The organism is Pirellulales bacterium (assembly GCA_036267355.1).
In the GTDB taxonomy this organism is placed as follows: domain Bacteria; phylum Planctomycetota; class Planctomycetia; order Pirellulales; family DATAWG01; genus DATAWG01.
In genome coordinates, this window is the sequence record DATAWG010000119.1 from 13,538 (window position 1) to 34,824 (window position 21,287).

The window sequence follows — 21,287 nt, forward strand, 5'->3', positions numbered from 1 at the left end:
CACACCGGCTAAATCAGCAGCGGCTACAAACCTTTCGGCGGTTCGATACAATGGTGTTGCTAGCACACTCATCATCGCGTTCCACCGCCAGGAGGGCTTTTGCAATATCCATGAGCACCCCACCGTTCGTTCACCTGCATTGCCATAGCCATTACAGCCTTCTCGACGGAGCCAGCCCGATCGATCGGCTTGTGTCGCGAGCCAAAGAACTGGGGATGACCGGCTTGGCGCTCACGGACCACGGCAATCTGCACGGGGCGCTCGAATTCTATTCCGCCGCGAAAAAGGCGGGCATCAACCCGATCTTGGGCTACGAGGCCTATATCGCGGCGGACAGCCGCTTCAAACGCGACGCCGGCTCGCTCAAGGAGGCAAGCTACCATCTAACGCTGTTGGCCAAGAACCGCGTCGGCTTCGGCAATTTGATCAAGCTTGCCTCGGCCGCATTTCTCGAAGGCTTTTACCACAAGCCGCGAATCGACAAGGAACTCTTGGCGGCGCACAACGAGGGGCTGATCTGCCTCAGCGGCTGCGTGTCGGGCGAGCTGAGCCGGACGCTGTTGAAATCGTCGGGGCCAGACAAATCGCATTTCGACGAAGCAAAGAAAGTCGTTGCCTGGTTTCAAAGCGTGTTCGGCGATCGGTATTTCATCGAAATCCAGAACAACGGTGTCGAAATTCAGCGGCTGGCGCTGGAAGCGTCGGTCGAAATCGCCCGACAAATGGGCCTCCCGCTCGTGGCCACTAGCGACGCCCACTACGTCAATCGCGAAGACTCCGAAGCGCAAGATGTGCTGCTCTGCATCAACACTGGCAAATATCGCACCGACACTAATCGGATGCGGATGGAAGGAAACCAGTTCTATGTCCGCAGTCCGGAGGAAATGTACGCGTCGTTTCCCGGATTGGAGGAAGCGGTCAAGCAGAGCCAAACGATTGCCGACAGCGTCGAAATTGAGCTTGAACTTGGGAAGCGGCATTTTCCGCTGTTCGATCCGCCGGACCAGAAATCGCCCGGTGAGTATCTCCGCGAGCTTTGCTTGAAGGGGTTGAAGGAGCGGTATGCGGGAAAGGCGAATCGCTGGGCGGATGCGGAGCAAGGGGCGACGGACGAGGGGCGAGCAGCACGGGCGGAGCCCGTCGCACACGGCGGAGAGCTGTCGCGCGAAGTGTTTCAGCGGCTCGATCGTGAGCTGGGCGTGATCGAGAAGCTCGGCTTTCCGAACTACTTTCTGATCGTATGGGATTTTGTTCGCTACGCGCGGGAGCGCGACATTCCGGCCACGGCGCGTGGCTCCGGCGTCGGTTCGCTCGTGGCCTATGCGCTCTATTTGAGCCATGTTTGCCCGTTGGAATATGATCTGCTCTTCGAGCGATTCTTGGATATTAGCCGCCTGGAAGCGCCGGATATCGATATCGATTTCTGCAAGGATCGCCGCGGCGAGGTGATCCAGTATGTGAAGGAAAAATACGGCGAAGCCAATGTGGCCCAGATCGGAACGTTCGGCACGCTCAAAGCCCGGGCCGCGATTCGCGACGTCGGCCGGGCGCTCGGAATGCCGATCCCGCGAGTCGACGCCGTCGTGGCGATGGTGCCCGAAGAGTTGGGCATCGAATTGGCCGAAGCCCTCCAGAAAAGCGCTGATCTGAAGCGCACCTACGACGCCGATGGCGAGATTCGCGAACTGCTCGATCTGGCGATGAAGATCGAGGGGCTCGCGCGAAACGTCGGCACGCACGCCGCCGCTGTTGTTATCGCCGACAGGCCGCTCACGGAATATGTCCCTTTACAGCGGGTGCAAAACAAAGACGAAATCATCACTCAGTGGGCGATGGGCGATGTCGAGCGAGCCGGCCTGTTGAAGATGGATTTCTTGGGCCTGCGGAACCTCACCATTCTCTCCAAGGCGATCGACCTGATCGAGCAAACGACCGGCAAGCGGATCGATCCGTACCAATTCCCGCTCGACGACAAAAAGACATTTGCCTTGCTTTGCCGCGGCGAAACCAAGGGCGTGTTTCAACTGGAAAGCGGCGGGATTCGCGATCTGTTGCAGAAAATGAAGCCCGATAGCTTCCGCGATATCATCGCCACGAACGCCTTGTATCGTCCCGGGCCGCTGGAAGGGGGCATGGTCGACGACTATGTGCAAGTGAAGCATGGCCGCAAGCAGCCGGAATACAAGCATCCGGTGATGAAGGAGATTCTGGAAGAAACGCACGGCGTGATGGTCTACCAAGAACAGGTGATGCGGATTCTCAATCGCTTGGGCGATATTCCGCTCCCCAGCGCCTACACCTGCATCAAAGCCATTTCCAAGAAGAAGCTGGAAACGATCGCCAAATTCCGTAGCGAATTCGCCGCCGGAGCCGAGCGCAAAGGAATGTCGGCCCGCGAGGCGACCGAGCTATTCGGCCTGATCGAGCATTTCGCCGGCTACGGGTTCAACAAGAGCCATTCCACCGCGTACGCCTTGATCGCCTATATCACGGCCTATCTCAAGGCCCACTACCCGGTCGAATTCATGGCGGCCTTGCTCTCCGGCGACATGCCCGATCGGAATTTCAAGAAGAAGGACTCGCTGGTCGAGCATCGTGAAGATTGCATTCGGATGGGAATCGATGTGTTGCCGCCGGACGTAAACCGGTCGCTGGGCGAATTTGCCGTGGTCAACGACGGTGGAAAACAGAAAATCGTTTTTGGATTGGGAGCCATCAAGGGCTGCGGAGGAAATGCGGCGCATGCGATCGTCGCGGCGCGGCGCTCCGGCGGCCCGATTCGAAGTTTGTTCGAGTTCTACGCCCGGATCGATCCGGCCACGTGCAATCGCACGGCCATCGAAAGCCTCATCAAAGCCGGAGCGTTCGATAGTCTCGGCGCTCGGCGGGCAGCGTTGATGGCGTCGGTCGATCGGGCGTTGCAGACCGGTGCGGCTGCGCTTGCCGATCGACGAAGCGGTCAAAAGGGCTTGTTCGCCGACATCGACGAAGACAACGATGCCGACGCCGGTTCGGCAAGCCTGCCCGACGTTCCCGAATGGGATGAGCGGCAAAAGCTCGGCAACGAAAAAGAAGTACTCGGCTTTTATCTGACGAGCCATCCGCTCGCCGAGCATGCCGCGAGATTCAAGAGCTACACGACGCACGCGACTACCGCGGTCCCGAGCGTGCCGCACCGCACCGAGGTGGTGCTCGGCGGCATGTTGGCGTCGCTAAAGTTTTCGCACACCAAAAACCCTCGGCCGGGCTCGACGAACACGAAATATGTGATGTTCGACCTCGAAGACATGGACGGCATGTTGCGGTGCATCGTTTGGCCGGAGCAGTTCGCCGAGTTTGGCCATTTGGTCGTACCGGATGCAGTCTTGCTGGTGCGCGGCGTGGTCGACCGCCGGCCGGGAAGCGAAGAATCGAATCTGATCGTGAACGAATTGATTCCGCTCGATGAGCTCGCGGCCCGATACACGCAGGGAATCGAAGTCCGGCTGCGTGAAGACGCCCAGGCCATGGAACGATTGGAGCGGTTGTACGAGATTCTCCGCGGATACCCCGGGAAATGTCGCATCGAGCTCGTGCTGGCCCTCGCCGATGGCACCCAGGCGATCTTGAAAAGCGAAAAATTGCGCATCGCGGTAGAGCCGGAATTGCGCAGCCGGCTTGATGATCTACTGGGCCCCGGGCAAGTACGCTTAATCACTGCCCGTCCGACTGCCGGCCGTGCGCCGCCTCCGCATGCCCGAGACCGAAACGGCAGCCCGCGGTCCAAGGCGATGCAATCGTAGCCCGCCTCGCCCCGGTCGGGCTTGTTCAACCGCACGACGTGGCCAAAGCGTGAATGTCGTCCGCCGGGAAACGAAGCCTGAGCACGAATCTGGCGAATTTCTTGCTTTACCCATTTTGCCAAATTAGGATGGATTGCAGTCGATTGCGAAGCCGGCTGTCGATTGCCGAAGCCGGCTGTCGATTGCCGAAGCCGGCTATTGCGCCTTGCGTACTCATACAACGTAGGGCAAAACTCCCCATGGTAGGCGGCACACTCCGTGTGCCGTCCGCGCTCCGGCAACGCGTTGCGCACGGAGCAGTGCAAACGGCACACGGAGTGTGCCTGCTATGATATAGGCTGCGAACCACACTTTTTCACGAGGGCCGTAGATCATGCGTTGGCTACAACCGAACGTGCGTTGGATCGTGGGGTTGCTCGCTGTTGGCCTGGCCGGCGGATTTGCAGCGTCGACGGCCCATGCTCAAGTGGTTCCCGCCGCGGCCGGTGTGGCCGTCGATGCCAATGGCGTATTGAGCACCAAGCTGTTCACCGACCCGACCGGGCAACTCGGGCAAGAACGCCGGCAAGCTGCCAAAGCGGCACTGAATCCGAAAGTCGCCGCGCAGAGCAAGCTTCGCAAGATTTCGCTCAATCGATTGGAAGAAGCGATTCGCGACCGGCTCGCCGCCGGCCAGAAGCCGACAGATGAAATGCTCAATCTGGCCGGGCTGACCCGGGTCGAATACGTGTTCTGCATGCCCGACACTCGCGACATCGTCGTGGCCGGCCCTGCCGAGGGCTGGGCTCCCGATCTGTCGGGCCGCATTTGCGGGATCCATTCGGGTCGGCCGATTGTTGAATTGCAAGATTTGATCGTCGCGCTGCGGGCGTTTCCGCCGAGCGGACCGGCGACGCCGCTGATCGGCTGTTCGATCGATCCAACGCAGGAAGGCCTGAAACGCAAAGTTGAATACATGCGCACCAACCGGCCGCGCTCGGTGGCCGATGCCGAAGCTTTTGCCACCGGCTTGAAGGCCGCGTTGGGGCTGCAGAACGTAACCGTCAATGGCGTTCCCGGCACGACGCATTTCGCGCAAGTGCTCGTCGAAGCCGATTATCGAATGAAGCTGATCGGCATCGGGTTGGAGCAACCGCAAGTGGCTCTGAAAACTTACGTGCAACGCGCGAATCCGAACGAGGTAAGCAAGAATGCGATGTGCCGTTGGTGGTTCGTGCCGAATTACGAATGCGTACGCGTGGCCGACGACGAACTTGCGATGCAGCTCGTGGGCGAAGGAGTAAAGCTCGTCGGGGCCGACGAAGTCGTGATGTCCAACGGCCAACGGCAGGCCGCCGTGCGAAGCAATCTGGCCAGCAAAGCATGGTGCGAACAGTTCACCAAGAGCTATGCGCGGATCGCCGAAGCGAAGCCGATCTACGCCCAGTTGCGGAATCTCGTCGATCTGGCCGTGGCCGCGGCGTTCATCCAGAAGGAAGACTATTGCGCGAAAACCGGTTGGCAGATGGACCTCTTCCGCAACGAAGGCCAATTGCCGATTCAGACCTATAGCGCTCCGAAACAAGTGGAAACCGCGATCAACGTGATCTACAAGGGCAATGGTTTTTCAACGCCGATCGGTGGCGGCGTGACGATCGATCCGCGGCAGGCGCTGAACAAGTCGAACTTGCTGAAAGACAAGGACGGCAAGGTCGGCAACGCCCGCAAGGAAACCGATCTCAAAAGCCTGGCCAAAGGCCAATGGTGGTGGGACTGAAATCGCGTGGGCTGTGAGCGAAGATCCAATTTGGCGCTCCTTTGCAGCAGTTGCGACTCGGTTTTCATTCGCCCGCTACGAAGGCTCGGGGCGAAAATAATTTCTCCGCGGCCCCCGCTCCCCCCGCGGGAGAGGGCAGGTGAGAGGTTCGAGAAACGGAAGTTATTTTTCGGCCGAGCTTAAGTTGCCACACACGAGTTCGCGGTCGTTGCGCGCGAAAATGTGCCGCTCGGCAAAGCCCGGATGCGCCCAGCAGACCCCGCCGCGCTGGGGAAGTTGCCCAGTTGTCGGGTCGATGACCTGGGTGCGGCTGACTTCGTGATAGCCGTCGGGCGACAGCGTGGCGATGATCAATTGCCCGCGCTCGTTGAACATGAACATCCGCGAGCCGTTGCGAACCATCTGGATCGTTGCCCAGCGGGCCTTCGGCACCGCCGCCTGGCTTTCCCAAATCCGGTCGCCCGTGGCGGCATCCAAGCACCGCAGTTGACCGTAGCTATCGACGCCGTAGACATTGGATCCGTCGAAATAGGGCGTGCTGATGATCGACTGCAGGGCTTGGGTCCGTTGTTCGTCGGGACCGACCTTGCGCCAGATTTTTTCCACGTCGAGCCGCTTCTGGTCCAAGCGGAGCATCAGCGAGCCGTCGTAGAAGGCGGTCAGGAAGAGCCGGTCGTCGTGCAACACCGGCGTGGCGACATTGAGCACCATCCGCGATGGCTTGAACGGATATTTCCAAAACACTTCGCCGCTCTGCGGATCGAGGCCGGCAATGTTGTCGCCGGTCCAGCAGACGAGCACGCGCCGGCCGGCCTGTTCGATGATGATCGGCGCGGAGTAGGAAGCTCGATCATCGAGCGATTTCCAGCGTTCGTCGCCCGTCGCCTTGTCGAACGCCACGACGCAGGCCTTCTCGCCGCCGATTTGCACGATCAGCAGTTGCCCGTCGACCAGCGGAGCCGCGGCAATTCCCCAAATCGGCATGCGGATCTCATAATCCTTGAGCAGGTCCTTTTTCCAAATCACGGTGCCTTTGGCGGCGTCGAGACAATGAAGATTCCCCATGGCCCCGAGCGCATAAGCCCGGCCTTCGTTGACCGTGACGGCCGCTCGCGGGCCTGCTTCATAACCGACGCCGCTATAGCGACAATCGTAAATGTGCATCCAGAGTTCGTGGCCGGTCTTCGAATCGAAGCAATGCACGCGTTCGACCTGGGTCGGTTCGACGAGTCGATCGGTGACGAACACGCGGCCGTCGGCGATCGTCGGCCCGCTGTAGCCGGACCCGATCGGCGCCCGCCAGTCGATTTTGAGTTGCTTGTCCTTGAATTTGTCCACGATCCCGGTTTCGCGCCACACGCCGTCGCGGTTGGGCCCGCGCCATTGCGGCCAATCGTCGGCCCGCGTCAGGCTGGCATACGACGACAGCAGGCAAAACATCGCGGTTGCAGCAACATGGAGGAGAAACCGATTCATGGCTTGATGCTTTCAGTGATCGCATTGATGCCGACGACGCCGGAGAGATTTTAGCAAGTCGAGCGCTCCTGAGCATAGCTTCTACGGATTTGCTTCCGCGAGGATCGCGAGCGCCGCCACAGACCGCTTGCGTATCCCCGGCCTGAACTTTACGCTTGGGGACCGCCATTCCGAGACTCGATCGCGGTTAGGTCCCTGGCCGCCGGGCGCTTTCTGGTCCCCTACGGAGAAATCTGGTCGTGCAAGATGTGGTGCAACCTTTTTCCGATCGGCTGGCGACGGCCATCAGGCTCCGCCGAACTCCGGCGATCGTTGGCCTTGATCCGCGATTGGCCCAACTTCCCGAAGCACTGCTGAAATCGTGCCACAATGCCGGACTCGAGCGACAAGCGGCGGCATTTACGGAATTCTGTTGCGGAGTGATCGATGTCGTCGCATCGCTGGTGCCGGCGGTCAAACCGCAAGCGGCGTTCTTCGAAGAACTCGGTCCTCATGGAACCGCGGCGCTGGCCGACGTGATCGCCTATGCCCGGCGGCTGCAATTGCTCGTGATCTTGGACGCCAAGCGCAACGACATCGGTTCGACGGCCGAAGCCTATGCTCGCGGTTATCTCGGCGCCGACAGTCCGTGGGGGGCTGATGGCCTGACGGTGAGTCCCTATTTGGGCAACGACAGCCTGACGCCGTTTGTCGAGGTCGCCCGGCAGCGTCGTGCCGGTCTGTTCGTGCTCGCCAAAACATCCAATCCGGGCGGCGGCCAATTTCAAGATCTTCCTTCCAACGGCCGGCCGTTCTATCGGCATGTCGCCGAATACATCGAGCAGCTTGCGATCGCCGACGCCGGAAGTTGTGGATACGGCTCGGTGGGGGCTGTGGTCGGAGCGACGTATCCCGAGCAATTGGCCGAGCTCCGTTCGGCGATGCCGCATGCGTGGATCTTGATTCCGGGCTTCGGCAGCCAGGGGGCCACGGCCCGCGATGTCGCCGCGGGATTCGACAAGAGAGGGCTGGGCGCCATCGTCAACAATTCCCGCGGCATCATCTTCGCCTATTCGCGGCGCGAATATGCGGATCGGTTTTCTCCGCTGCAATGGCAAGACGCCGTCGCCGCCGCGACACGCGATATGATCGACCGACTGCGTAGCGATACTCCGGCGGGCAACCTCATGACCGACCACTAGCATTCCGCCGATGGAGACAACCGCGACACCAGATTCTGGGTGGGACAACCGCCAAGCGGGCCGCGAAAACGGCCCGCGGCTCGGTTGGCGCCCGATCGCGTTCGGCATCGTGGCGCTCGCGATCGTGATGGTCTATGCCTGGTTTCACCGGGATTTATCGCTGCACGGGCTTGCCGAGCGCGAGGACGATTTGCGGCGCTTTCAGCAGGCCCATTCGCTGCTGTTGCCCGCGATCGTGTTCGCGATATTTGTCGCGGCCGCCGGGCTTTCGCTTCCCGTGGGAATTATTTTGTCGGTCGGCTGCGGATGGCTCTTCGGGCCGTGGGAAGCGGGAGTGTTGGTGAGTTTTGCCTCGACGGCAGGCGCGACGCTGGCGTTTTGGATCAGCCGCTATTTGCTTCGCGACGCCATCTCGCACCGCGTCGATCATTTGATGAAGTCGGTCGACGAATTGGTCGACCGGGACGGCGCATTCTACCTTCTCTCGCTACGGCTGGTGCACATCGTTCCTTCGTGGCTAATCAACCTTTTGATGGGTTGGACAACCATGCGCACGGCGACTTTTTGGTGGGCAACCCAAGTCGGCACGTTGCCGGCCACGATCCTCTATGTGTGCGTGGGAGAGCAATTCAAATCGCTCCGCAGTTTGGCGAAGGAGGGCGGAATTTCAAGCCTCTTGACCCCTGGCCGCGTCGCAATTTTCGTGCTGCTCGCGATCCTTCCGCTCGCAGCCCGACAAGCAATCAAAGAGATCCAGCGGCAGGCAGATAAAGCCCGATCCGGAAAAACAAAGCGGCAAGATGATGGGGGCGCACCGAATTGAACCAGACAAACGGTAGCCAAATCAGATGTTCGGCCGTATCCTGAAAGGGGTTCGCCGCTGCAAATTGCACGCGCGGCCCACAGCTCCGGGCGGAATCGACTTTGCGACCATCGCTCGAACCGGAACATGATCGTATGTCTGCACCAAAGAAATCCGATTTCGAAGCGCTTTATGCGGGCCAAGCCCCATGGGATATCGCTCGGGCTCAGGCGGTGTTTGTCGCCGCGGCCAAACGAATCACCGGAGCTGTGCTGGATTGCGGGTGCGGCACCGGCGAAAACGCGCTGTATTTCGCCGCCCATGGCCGGCAGGTGATCGGCATCGATTTTCTCGACGAGCCGATCCGCCGCGCTCGGCTAAAAGCAAACGAGCGGGGCGTGAATGCAAAATTCCTGGTTCGCGACGCGCTGGCGCTCGGCGAAATGAGCGAGCGGTTCGACAATGCCATCGACAGCGGGCTGTTTCACACCTTCTCCGACGAGAATCGCCCGCGCTATGTGGCAGGGTTGAAATCGGTGTTGAAACCCGGCGGCCGGCTTTTTTTGCTGTGCTTCAGCGACGAAGAGCCCGGCACGCAAGGTCCGCGGCGGATCGCACAGCGAGAATTGCGCGCGGCGTTCGCCGATGGTTGGATCGTGGAATCGATCGAACCGGCGGTGTTCGAAACCGCTCCCACTCCCGATATCTCGTTCTCGCCGGGGGGCCCGAAAGCTTGGTTTGCCGTGATCCGGCGTGTGGGCGGCTGAGCTAGCTTTCCGCGCACGGCACGCTCGATTGCATTGCCGCGGTGCAGCCCGGTCGCGATGCGACTAGCGGCCATCCGGGCAAACGTGACGGGTTCCACGTCTCGTGAGCGGCAAGGCGCTAGCCGCCGGTTTCTCGGCCGTCGCGCCGAATTCGACCGGCAGCTAGTGCCCCGCCGCTCACCACTCGCACGTCACCCAACAGGCTTAGCTAGCAATGCTTGCCGCTCGACAGGCATTGCACTTGACGCGACCCTCGAAACCTGGGAAAAGTTGCCCCGACGTTTTGGTGGATCGCGGCCCGCACCGCAACAGCCAAACATCTTGCACACATTGCTACGATCGGCGGCGCGTTTTCCGCCGTTCGAATTGCCAGGGAAGGGCGAGCGATGAATCCGAGCGAGCAGCGGCGCATTCTCACGGCCGGCCCCACGATCTCGCAGCGCGAGATCGACTATGTCTTGGATGCCGTAAAGAACGGCTGGAACGAACATTGGTCGGACTACCTCGTGCGTTTCGAGCAATCGTTTGCTCAATACGTCGGCACACGCTTCGCCATGGCGACATCGAGCTGCACGGGGGCGCTTCACCTCTCGCTTTTGGCGCTTGGCATCGGTCCGGGGGATGAGGTGATCGTGCCCGAGGTGACCTGGGTCGCCACGGCCAGCGCGGTGAGCTACACCGGCGCCACTCCTGTGCCGGTCGATGTCGATCCGACCACGTGGTGCATCGATCCTGCAAGCGCCGAGCAGGCCATTACACCGCAAACCAAGGCGATCGTTCCGGTCCACCTGTATGGTCATCCGGCCGACATGAAGGCGATTCGCAAGCTGGCCGACGAGCACGGGCTCAAGGTGCTCGAAGACGCGGCGCCGGCGTTGGGCGCCGAGATCGAGGGACACAAAGTCGGCAGCTTCGGTGATCTCGCCTGCTTCAGTTTCCAAGGCGCGAAGATCATGACTTGCGGCGAGGGGGGAATGCTCGTCACCAGCGACGAATCGCTCTACGAGCGGGCGAGGTTTCTCAACGACCATGGCCGCGACCCGCATCGCCCATTCGTGATCTCCGAATTCGGCTACAAATACAAAATGTCGAATCTGCAGGCAGCCCTCGGGCTGGCGCAGCTCGAGCGGCTCGAGGAGATGATCGCCAAGCGGCGGCTGATTTTCCAGTGGTATCGGCGGCGGCTGAATGGCGTGGCAGATTTGGCGATGAATGTCGAACGCTACTGGGCCCGCAACATTTATTGGATGACATCGGTCGTGCTCGGCGATCGGTTTGCCGTGACGCGCGACGAAGTGATGGCCGGCCTGCGCGAGCGCGGGGTCGATTCCAGGCCGTTCTTTCCGCCGCTGAGCAGTTTTCCGCTGTTCGAGAGCCGCAAAACCGCGAATCCCGCCGCCTATCGCGTCGCCATGCGCGGCATCAATTTGCCGAGCGGGCACAACCTGACCGAGGTCGACGTCGACCGTGTTTGCAACAGCCTGCTGGAAGTGATCAACGAAACCCGCCGGCAAAAATTGCTTGCCGCCTAGCGGAAATCGCACGGATCGCGATCCGCTCATTCGCTCCCTGATATCCGATCGTCCCCCCGTCCGGAGCCACTTCGCATGGATGCCGAAGGCCAGCAATTCGTGCTCGAAACTATCCGCGATGCCAAAATCGCCGCTGCGCGAAGCGGTAATTGGTTCGCGATTTTTGACCGCGATGAATGCGTGGCCGGAATCGACCCTGTCACTTGGCAAGATGTCGACGATCCGGATGCAATCGAGCGGTTGGCCCGCTGGCGAGAATCGGCGCAGAATTCATTCCCCGCAGTTTTTCCGGTTACGCTTGAAGGAACGCGGCGCTGGCTGATCAAGCAGGTGCTGGAACTGCCCGACCGCCTGCTGTTTTGGGTGAAAAGCTCGGAAGGAGAAAAAATCGGCCACGCCGGCATTTATCGGATCGATTTCGACGAAGAAAACCTCGAATTAGACAACGTCGTACGCGGTGTGCCCCGTGTCATGCGTGGTGCCATGTATTCCAGCGTCCAGGCGATCTTGAGCTGGGCTTTCGACACGCTGCGGATGAAAGACATTTTCCTCCGCGTTTTCTCCGACAACACGCGAGCCATCCAGCTCTACGAACATTGCGGCTTTCGTGAAACGATGCGGATGCCGATGCGGCGCGTCGAAGAAAGCGGCGTCATCCGCTGGCTGGAAGCTGAAGGAAATTATCGCAAGCCGATCGATCGCTACTTCGTGACCATGCACCTTCCGCGAGCTGCCTGGCAAAGCGACTGCTCCGACGAATTGGCGGCCTGAATTATGTTCCCACCGATGAATGAGAGCGATGCCTTATCGAACTTCGGTTCTCGCCCCGCTACGGAGCGGAAGCTGGTAAGCATCATCATGCCGGTGCGCAATGAGGAGGGGAATCTGCCGCGGGCGTACGACGAAGTGACGGCGCTGATGGCCCCGCTGCCCTACGACTACGAAGTTTTGCTCATCGACAACGACAGCAGCGACCGCACCGGCGAACTCGCGGCCGAACTTTGCAATCGCGATGCTCGCTGGCGGTATATCAAGTTCAGCCGGAATTTCACGGTCGAAGCCTCTCTGGCAGCCGGATATCGGTTTGCGCGGGGTGATGCGGCGGTCGTGCTCTTCGGCGATCTGCAGGACCCACCGGCGCTGGTGGCCGAATTTCTGCGGAAATGGGAAGAGGGCAACGAAGTCGTCTACGGCGTGATCCGTCGCCGCGACGGCGACCCCCTGTGGAAAGCCTGGGCCGCGCGACTATTGTACCGCACGGTAAATTATTTGTCGGACGTGAAAATTCCGAACGATGCCACCGACTTCCGGCTTCTTTCGCGGCGGGCCATCGATGCCCTCAACCGGCTCGGCGAGCGAAATCGGTATATCCGCGGCTTCTCGCATTGGATCGGATTTCGCCAATGTCCGATCGTCTACGATCGCCGTCCGCGATTGGCGGGCAAGAGCAAGGCCCCGTTTTTCTACATGCTCAATCTTGCCGCCAACGCGATTACCTGCTTTTCAATCAAGCCATTGCAATTGTTTTCGTTGTTCGGATTTCTCACGCTCGGCGCGACCATCGTCGCGGGGCTTGTATATTTGGCAACCTATTGCTTCGGCGCGACGGTGCCGGGGCTCACGACGGTTTATTTGCTGCTGCTGGCGAATCTGGGCGTGATGCTCGTCGGCTTCGGGACGGTCGGTGAATACGTGGGGCGCATTTACGTCGAGACGAAGCAACGGCCGCTATTTCTGGTCGAACGAACGGTCAATTTCCCAGCCGCCGAGCAGGAGTCTGGCGTCGGCTTGCAGCAGCAACCCGTGCATGCGGAAAGACGGGCGGCTTGAGGCGGCATGGGTGGGCGACGCGCGAAACCGCCAGCGAGACGGTTTGTCGACCACGGATTTGGTGTCCTTATCGCGCGGAGAAAAAAGGGCGGATTCAACTTCATGACCCAGCGCTTCGACCCAATTCGACTCCGCCGCACGATCCTCGAGATGGCCTATGCCGGCTCGACGGTGCATATTCCCTGCGCAATGTCGATCGTCGAAATTCTCGCCGTGTTGTATCGGTCTTATTTACGCCTTGATCCGAACGATCCGGATTGCCCGGAGCGCGATTATCTCGTGCTGAGCAAAGGGCACGGCGTGATGGCGCAATACGCCTGCCTCCACGAGTTGGGCTGGCTCAGCGATGCGGATCGACAAGCCTATTTTCGCGACGCCACGCGGCTGAAAGGGCTTTCCGATGCCCATGTGCCGGGGCTCGAAGTGTCGTCCGGCTCGTTGGGGCACGGACTTTCGGTCGGAGTCGGCTTGGCGCTGGCCGCCAAGCGCCGCGGCACTTCGCAGCGCGTGTTTGCCGTCGTCGGCGACGGCGAGGCGAACGAAGGAGCCATCTGGGAAGCACTGATGTTCGCCGCGCATGCTCGGCTCGACAACCTGTTCGTCTTCATCGATGCCAATGGCCTGCAAGCGATGGGAACAACCGCCGAAGTGATGAACATGGGTTCGCTGGTCGAAAAACTAACCGCCTTCGGCCTCGAATCGCACGAAGTCGATGGCCACGATCACGCGGCCCTTGCCAACACGATCGACGAACTTCTGGCCAGCAAAGAGCCGCGGCCCAAGGGAATCGTGGCCCACACCGTGAAGGGCAAAGGCATTTCGTTCATGGAACACGACAACACATGGCATTACACCCGGCTGAACGCACAAACATTCGCGGCGGCGATGCGCGAGTTGGGGCCGGAAATTGCCGCCGCCTGAGGCGATGAATCGCGGCAGTCCACTGGCCAGGAAGACGCGCGAAACCGCAAGCGAGATGCGGGCCGCGTTGACGAGATGAACGTTTCCGAAAGCACAACCACCACTTGCAAGTTGTTCAATGCGCGACGCTTTTTCACGCTGTCTGGCACAAGCGGCTCAGGCCGATCCGCGGCTGTTGCTGCTCACCGGCGATCATGGCTACGCGCTGTTCGATGAGTTCCGCCGCGTTTGTCCGGATCAGTTTATCAACGCCGGCGTCGCGGAGCAAAACATGGTCGGCGTCGCGGCCGGCTTGGCCAAGGCCGGGTTCCGGCCCGTGGTGTATGGCCTGAGCGCATTCGTGCCGGTCCGAGTGCTCGAGCAAATCAAGCTCGACATTTGCTACGAGCAATTGCCGGTGGTGTTTATCGGCGACGGCGCGGGATTGGTGTATGGTCAGCTTGGCAGCAGCCACCAGAGCACCGAAGATATCGCGGCGTTGCGAGCGCTGCCCAACATGGCGATTCTCTCGCCGGCCGACGCCCATGAAATGACGACGTGCCTCAAATTGGCATTCGAAGGAATCGGGCCGGTCTACGTGCGAATGGGGAAGGCCGATTTGGGGGTCGTGCATGCACAGCCACCGCTGTTTGATTGGGGCCAGATCTATCCCGTCGCCGAAGGCAACGGCCCGTTGGCGTGGATCGCCACCGGTGCGATGGTGACGACCGCGCTCGCGGTGGCCGCTGATTGGCCGGGCAGCCCGGTGTGGAGCGTACCGTGCATCAAGCCGCTCGATGCCGAGCGGGTGGCGGCAATCTGCCGGCGGCATGAAGCGGTGATCGTGCTGGAAGAGCATTCGATTTACGGCGGCCTAGGATCGGCGGTGGCCGAAATCGCAGCTGCGGCGGCCCCCACCTGGATTTGCCGAATTGGTGTCGCCGATCGCTTTTCCGAGCGCTGCGGCAGCTACGCGTATCTGATGCGCGAACACGGCTTGGACGCCACGTCGGTGCGGCGGCAAGTGGAACAGTTCATGGCGCGAAACGGCCTGCATTCGAATCAGCTCGCTGAATCGCGTCGCGCTGCCTGATATTCGGCGGGACGCCGAACCCGTCGACAGTCGCTGCGATTGCGGCATGGACCGAGTTCCAGAGCAGTCCTGCGATCGAATTCTTTGCGGATTGGATTCGGATGGATGGAAAATGGCGGCGAACGCTGATCGTGGGCTTTGTGCTGGTGGCGACGCACGCCGCCAGCGCGCTGTACTACGCGCACCGTTATGCCAGCGGCGTCATTCGCACGCCCACACGCGCCATGACGCTCGATCTGACGTTCGACGAGTGGGCTGACGCAACAAACGGGGACGATTCGACCGTCTATCTCCGGGTCGCGGAACATGTAGCCAATAACAAGGGCCTCATCTGGCAAGTTCCGTCGTCCAAGCCCCCGCGATTCGAGCCATTTATTTTTTGGGGGCCCGGGGCTCCAGTCGTATTTGGCTGGTGGCTGAAATTCGTCGGCGGCCGAACGATGTTCACGTTCTTCATGTTTGCCGCGATTGCCCAATTGGCGGCGGGCGCTCTCACCGTCGCGACGACCGCCCAATGGACTTGCAGCACGGTCGCGCTTTCGCTCGTTGCGGTTTTCTCCGGTTTCTGCCCGCCATTGCAGGGCTGGTTTTACGGCGTGCATCTAACCTCGTCGGAAATCGTGGCGTTGCCGATGCTGGCATTGGTCTTCTTTTCCTTGAACAAGGCATTTCAGGCCTGGGCAGCCGGCGGCGGTTCCGGCGAGCCGCAGGACTCGAGCCCAAGCACTGGAATTGCCGCCGGCGGTCGGCGGTCGGAAGGGAGCTTAGGTAGGCACGCTCCCTATGCCGTCGCGGGTCGCACCGCCCGCTTGCGCGCAATTTGGCGGTGCATCGTGCCCGTTGGATTGAGTCGATCTGCATGGATGTGGTTCGGGCTCACGGGAATCCTGATCGGAGGCAGTTCGCTGGCTCGCGATTGTATCCGCGTGTTTGCCTGGTTCGTGGCAATCTTCGTTGTCAGCCGGGCAGCCGTCGGCGATCGACGGCGAATCAAGGCCGCGCTGGCCGTTGCGGTGTTGCTCGTGGCGGGTGAGTACGCGGTCCGCTACCCGGTACAGCTATGGAACAAGCATCGCGCGGGGCGCAGCACGATCTGCCAGACCAGCGACGGCTGCATTTGGCGCTACGGCATTTGGGCCGAGCACGACCAATTCGATTGGTATGAGTCGGTCGGTCTCGGATTCGGCGACTATCTGGACCCTGAGGCGGGCCGGCGAGTGCGCGCCTATTTCGACGCTGGGCAACCTTGGCCGGCACTTTATTCATTCGAGCAATTGCTGCAGGCCGTCGCCAAACGACCAATCGCCGCTGTCGCGTTCAAAGTCAGTCGCTTGCCGATGCTGTGGTTGGATACCGACATGTGGCCACGCTCGGAAGTGTGCCTGCAATCGCTGTGGTGCGTGGCAATTTACATGATGCTTGCGATTTTCGTGGCCATGCAAGTTCGCCGTCGGCGACGAATTCCCGAAATCCTCTATCTATATCTAACCCTGGTTGTTTGCGCTTCGCCGCTGATCCATTTCGAATTTCGGTACACGTTCCCCGTTTGGAACACGCTGGTGCTCGTCCCGGGCTTGCTTGTTGCATCGCTCAGCCGGGATGGTTTACCGCATTCACGCGGTAATCGACGGTCAATCGAATCAACGACACCGGAAGCCAATACGCCGTCTGGGATAACGCTGGCGGCCTGACGGCAATCACAATTTCGGCGAATTGGCCGAGGACGCGAATAATGCAATTTCCGAATCTTCGTCCGGCGACAGGAGCATTGCTGGCAGACCGGCGGCGGTGGCTCGTCGTGGCGGCGGTGCTACTGTCGACGCACGCATGCACCGCCTGGTATTACGCCGCGCGGTACGTTCATCGCCAATTCATTATCAATGGAACGGCGATGACATTGGATATGACGCCCACGGAATGGGCCCGCCACCTTGGCAATATGGATGCGGCCGCGTACTTGAAAGTCGCGGAGAATTTTTCTGCCGGTCGGGGTGTAACGATTCCAGTAATCGAAAACGGTTCGAGGTGCGACAAAACGTTTTTCTACTGGGGGCCAGGGGCCCCGGTTGTATTCGGCACGTGGATGAAGCTTTTCGGCCGTTACACGATGTGGCCAATATTTTGGTTTGCCGTCGCGGCCCAACTGCTGTTCGGCGTCGTTTCGGTTGCCATGGCTTCGCTTTGGACGCGAAAACCGCTGGCATTGGCGATAGTCGCCGTTTGCTCGGGGTTTTGCCCTCCGCTGCAACAATGGTTCTACGGCATCGGCCTGACCTCTTCCGAGATTGTCGCCCTGGTACCGCTGTCGGTGGGCATGTTCCTGTTGGCAAACGGGCTTCGGATGCTCCGAAGGGCCAACGACAAGTCTTGGAGAAATGGGTTGAATTGGCGTGTGGCGGCTTGGTTCGCGGGGGCCGGCACTGTGATAGGCCTGTTTTCGTTGATCCGCGACGCCGGCGTCGTGCTAGCGACGTTCACCGCAATCTTCGTGTTCGGTCGAGCGCTTTTGATGGATCGACCACGCTTGACCGGCGCGGCTGTCGCCGGAGGATTGCTGATTGCCTGCACACTTGCCGTGCGGTTTCCTGTCGAATGCTGGAACAAACACCGCATCGGCGCCAAAGTCGTGTCGACCAGCAGCGCCGGAGCTGTTTGGCGATATGGATTGTGGCTCCCCGAAAATGCTTGTGCTTGGTATCCGGACTGCGGAATCGGCTTCGGCCACTATCTTGATCCCGACGCTGCGAAACGCGTTGAACAATACTTCGCCGACAACCGGCCGCATCCGCAGCTTTACTCTTTCGGACAACTACTGCAAGCGATCTGGAAACGGCCCGTCGACGCTTTCGTCTATCGCATCGTTCGAGCGCCGCTGCTTTGGCTCGACATTTATGATGGATTCTCGGTTCAGGAGTGTGGCCCAATCGCTGACTGGTGCATGGCATTCTATGCAATGTTCGCAGGATTCTGCGTCGTGCAGTATCGAAAGCGCCGCGAGATCCCAGAAGTGACTTATCTTTTCGGACTGCTGCTCGTTTGCGCATTTCCATTTATCCATTGCGAATTCCGCTATTCATTTCCGGTATGGAACACCTTGATTCTCGTTCCCGGATTACTAGTCGCGACACTTACGCGAAACGGCTGGCTGTCCGCGCAATCTGTCCCATCGGCATCCCGGTCGAAGCAACCCATCCTGCCGGAATCGCTCGATCGACCACAGGCCGCTTGAAATCAAGATTCGACGCCCGCCGCGAATCCCGCGGCGGCCCTGGCCGCCCGATGAAATCGCGGCCGCGTCGACCGTAATGCGAAAACTTGCGCATAGGAAGAATCCCGATGAGCACGGAAGTTGAACGGATCGAAACGCGACCAATAGCATTCCAGTGGCGGCTTACCCCACTGGGCGATCGGTTGCGTCGGCTCGCCACGTTCTGCGTGCGTCCGACTACGCTTCTGGCCGTCTTGCTCGTGGCGCATTTCGGTTCGCGGCTTGCGCTGCATCGGGCCTCGCCGTTGTCGGGCTCGCACAACTACGATCGGGCTTACGGCGTAAGCATGTCGTTGATGGCCGGGCGCGGTTTCAACGACATCGTTGTTGACGATTCTCCAGCGTCGCAGCCGCTGGAAGACTTTTTCGAACTGAAGCGGACGCGAATCAGCCGCGACGAGTTTGACGCTTACCTCTCGTCCCACCCGAATTCCGATCGCGATCCGTATTACAAGCGGCTATTAGGGTTGGCCACGATCCGGGTTTTGGATGTCCGGCTGACCTCGATTCTATGGCAAATCTTCGGCATCGACCGTCGAGTGCTCGCGACGTTTTATACGTTGTTCAGCGTGCTGACTTGCGGCTGCGTGTTCTTGATCGCGCGCCGACTTACGGCGAGCGGCTGGGCCGGACTTGCGGCTGCGTTGCTGCTGACGATCTCGCCCATTGAAGGATTTTTGAATACCTGGTCGTGGCGCGATTCCAGCCCGATGTGGTTTACCGCGGCGTCCTTTGCCTGGTTTATGTGCGGCGTCGAACGGTGGCAGCGGTCGGCGGTCAACTTTGCCGCGTATTTATTGCTCGGCGTGTTAGTGGTGGCAGGGATCGGATGGCGGGTCGATGCGCTGCTGCTGGCCCCTTTTCTGGCCGCCTGCGTTGTTGCCCGCCTGATTGCCGCGCGCAAGGGCTGGCGATACTCTCTCGCCGCGCTTGGCTGCTTTGCAGTGGGAGCGATCGCCACGCGTGCGACGATCCGCGCGCTCGGAGCAACGGAATCGCAAACACCGAATATCGGCTTTCATATGGCGTTTTACGCCGATTTCCCGCGATCCAAGTTGCTCGGGATCGAAAATAGCTTCGAAGTGATGTTCAGCGACATGCAAACGTTGGACTACGCCCGGCAGATTTATCAGGCCGACCATCCCGGCGGCGAACCGCTGAAATATCTGTCGCCGGAGTACTGCGATCTTTGCCGCAGAATGCTGTTGGAGGAGATGAACTACAACGCATTCCGGTGGACCTATCGCTTTCCGAAATTCTATTGGCAATCGCTCGCAGGGCTCGATTCGCAATCGATGATCGGCGAGATCGGCTCGCAGCAGATTCAGAAAGACCTGCGCCCGCCACTCCGGCAATACTTCCGCTGCGGCGATCGGCTCGCTCATGGAATGCCCGTGCTGTTTCTAATCGGCGCGTTGGCAACGATCTGCGCGGGCCGGCAAAAAATGGCGGCGACGCTCTTGGCGCTTTTCAGCGTTTACTATGCGGGCGTCATGTTTCTCGTCTTGCCGGATCAAAAGCATCTTGGCGTGATGTTGGTTCCGCTATACGCATTTGCCGGCGCGGGAATATTTGCGGTCGGGCGAATGTTCGCGCGCAGCACGTGGCAGAGCTTCGACTGGGCGAAATGGCGCCTGCAAACTCGCCGCGTTGCCACGGTCGTCGCGCTTGCCGCCGCGGTTTGGGGGATCGCTTGTCTGTGGGCACGCGGCCATAGCGTGGCTCGCCGAGCGGAACTACTGCAGGAAGTGCAGCATCGGCTTGGATCGGGTAGTGATGCTCCGGAAACGCTTCGCGGCGACCGGCATTTCGCGGTTACGATTCGGCCCGATAGTGCTGCCGATGCGGCCGGTTATCTACTGAAAATCTCCGCCGGCGCACACCCTGGAACGCTCACTTGCCGGCAATTCTATTTTCCCCGCGATTGGGCCCATCTGTGGGGGCGAGAACTGATCACGCGCCACAAACTGTGCCCCAACCGCGAGCAATCGTTTTTTGTGGGTTGCCTGCAGGGCTCGCGGCTTGGAGATCCATGTCCGCACGAGTGCGCGGTTGCCATCGACGGGGATGCCAAAATTCTCAGCAGCACGCGGGTTGCCATGAGCGATTGGGATCATCCGCAATTCTGCACGCTGTTCTACGACGGCCAAAACTCGCCCGGCAGTCCGGTCGTAGGCGCCAACGCGTCGGATTGGCTATATGTTGCTTGCCGCCCGTTCGCGGATCAATCGCCCGATAGGGTCTTCATGAATCGAAGCGGAATGACCGACATCATGGCGCCGGTACCCGCGCCGCATTCGGCCGGCCGTTCGCTCACACACATGATCGGCCGATTCGCGGACACGGGCACCTGGAAGGTCGCCATGAGCGACGGTTGGCGGTTCAGCTTCGCCGAGATGAATTATTGGTCGCCGGCCAAGAATTGGTTGCAACTCGAAACCGGCGATTTCAACGGCGACGGCATGACTGATCTTGTCGCTCAGGCTCCCGACGGCCAATGGTGGCTCGCGCTGGCCAACGGCGGCTACCATGCATTTTCCTCAACCGATTCGCTGCCGCGAGATGGGCGCTACGATTTTGTCGGCGTCGGCGATTTCAATGGCGACGGGCTCGACGACTTGATCCTCCGCTCCCGCGACGGCCATTGGACGCTCGCGCTTTCCACCGGCGACGGCTTTCGTTGCCGGCCGATCGATTCGCTGCCGGCCGCGGCAAAGCAAAACTCACTCGTCGGCGACGCTCGGGGACTGGCTCATTTTCCGATGCCCGGTGAGGAAAATGTGCCCGTCCCCTTCGCCACGGCGATGCCCGGTGAGGAAAGCGCGCCTGTCCCCTTCGCTACGGTGGCAAAAGAGAACTTGCTCATCGGCGACTTTCTCGGCAATGGACGAAAGCAACTC

14 protein-coding genes are annotated in these 21,287 nt (G+C 60.3%); 13 read left to right on the forward strand and 1 reads right to left on the reverse strand.

The features are described from left to right. The first annotated feature begins 110 nt into the window (after window positions 1–110). Window positions 111–3,782, forward strand: a complete 3,672-nt coding sequence (gene dnaE, locus VHX65_18570; GenBank protein HEX4000560.1) for a DNA polymerase III subunit alpha — start codon at window positions 111–113, stop codon at window positions 3,780–3,782. A gap of 373 nt (window positions 3,783–4,155) precedes the next feature. Further along, on the forward strand, window positions 4,156–5,538 hold the full coding sequence (locus VHX65_18575) for a DUF1598 domain-containing protein (protein ID HEX4000561.1): 1,383 nt from the start codon (window positions 4,156–4,158) through the stop codon (window positions 5,536–5,538). 162 nt (window positions 5,539–5,700) lie between these two features. On the opposite strand, the gene VHX65_18580 is transcribed toward VHX65_18575, so the two are convergent. Beyond that, window positions 5,701–7,014 carry a PQQ-binding-like beta-propeller repeat protein gene (locus VHX65_18580; GenBank protein HEX4000562.1) on the reverse strand — a complete coding sequence of 438 codons (1,314 nt, stop codon included), beginning with the start codon at window positions 7,012–7,014 and terminating at the stop codon, window positions 5,701–5,703. A gap of 239 nt (window positions 7,015–7,253) precedes the next feature. Between VHX65_18580 and pyrF the strand changes: the two genes are divergently transcribed. The 11 genes from pyrF to VHX65_18635 form a co-directional block, all read left to right on the forward strand. Next, entirely contained in the window at window positions 7,254–8,195 is a 942-nt protein-coding gene (gene pyrF / locus VHX65_18585; GenBank protein ID HEX4000563.1) for an orotidine-5'-phosphate decarboxylase, read from the forward strand. A 10-nt stretch (window positions 8,196–8,205) separates the two neighbouring features. Further along, entirely contained in the window at window positions 8,206–9,018 is an 813-nt protein-coding gene (locus tag VHX65_18590) for a TVP38/TMEM64 family protein (GenBank protein ID HEX4000564.1), read from the forward strand. Window positions 9,019–9,152: 134 nt separating this feature from the next. Then, on the forward strand, window positions 9,153–9,764 hold the full coding sequence (locus VHX65_18595; protein ID HEX4000565.1) for a class I SAM-dependent methyltransferase: 612 nt from the start codon (window positions 9,153–9,155) through the stop codon (window positions 9,762–9,764). A 386-nt stretch (window positions 9,765–10,150) separates the two neighbouring features. Continuing rightward, window positions 10,151–11,296, forward strand: coding sequence for a DegT/DnrJ/EryC1/StrS family aminotransferase (locus VHX65_18600; protein ID HEX4000566.1), 1,146 nt, complete (start codon window positions 10,151–10,153; stop codon window positions 11,294–11,296). 75 nt (window positions 11,297–11,371) lie between these two features. Further along, window positions 11,372–12,067 carry a GNAT family N-acetyltransferase gene (locus tag VHX65_18605; protein HEX4000567.1) on the forward strand — a complete coding sequence of 232 codons (696 nt, stop codon included), beginning with the start codon at window positions 11,372–11,374 and terminating at the stop codon, window positions 12,065–12,067. A gap of 15 nt (window positions 12,068–12,082) precedes the next feature. Next, window positions 12,083–13,126, forward strand: coding sequence for a glycosyltransferase family 2 protein (locus tag VHX65_18610; GenBank protein HEX4000568.1), 1,044 nt, complete (start codon window positions 12,083–12,085; stop codon window positions 13,124–13,126). Between the two features lie 102 nt (window positions 13,127–13,228). Then, on the forward strand, window positions 13,229–14,047 hold the full coding sequence (locus tag VHX65_18615) for a transketolase (protein HEX4000569.1): 819 nt from the start codon (window positions 13,229–13,231) through the stop codon (window positions 14,045–14,047). Window positions 14,048–14,165: 118 nt separating this feature from the next. Further along, window positions 14,166–15,119, forward strand: coding sequence for a transketolase C-terminal domain-containing protein (locus VHX65_18620; GenBank protein HEX4000570.1), 954 nt, complete (start codon window positions 14,166–14,168; stop codon window positions 15,117–15,119). 101 nt (window positions 15,120–15,220) lie between these two features. Next, window positions 15,221–16,810, forward strand: coding sequence for a hypothetical protein (locus VHX65_18625; protein HEX4000571.1), 1,590 nt, complete (start codon window positions 15,221–15,223; stop codon window positions 16,808–16,810). Between the two features lie 41 nt (window positions 16,811–16,851). Then, complete coding sequence (locus tag VHX65_18630; protein HEX4000572.1) at window positions 16,852–18,348, forward strand: hypothetical protein; 1,497 nt, start codon at window positions 16,852–16,854, stop codon at window positions 18,346–18,348. Window positions 18,349–18,455: 107 nt separating this feature from the next. Continuing rightward, on the forward strand, window positions 18,456–21,287 hold a 2,832-nt coding region (locus VHX65_18635; protein ID HEX4000573.1), incomplete at its 3' end, for a VCBS repeat-containing protein.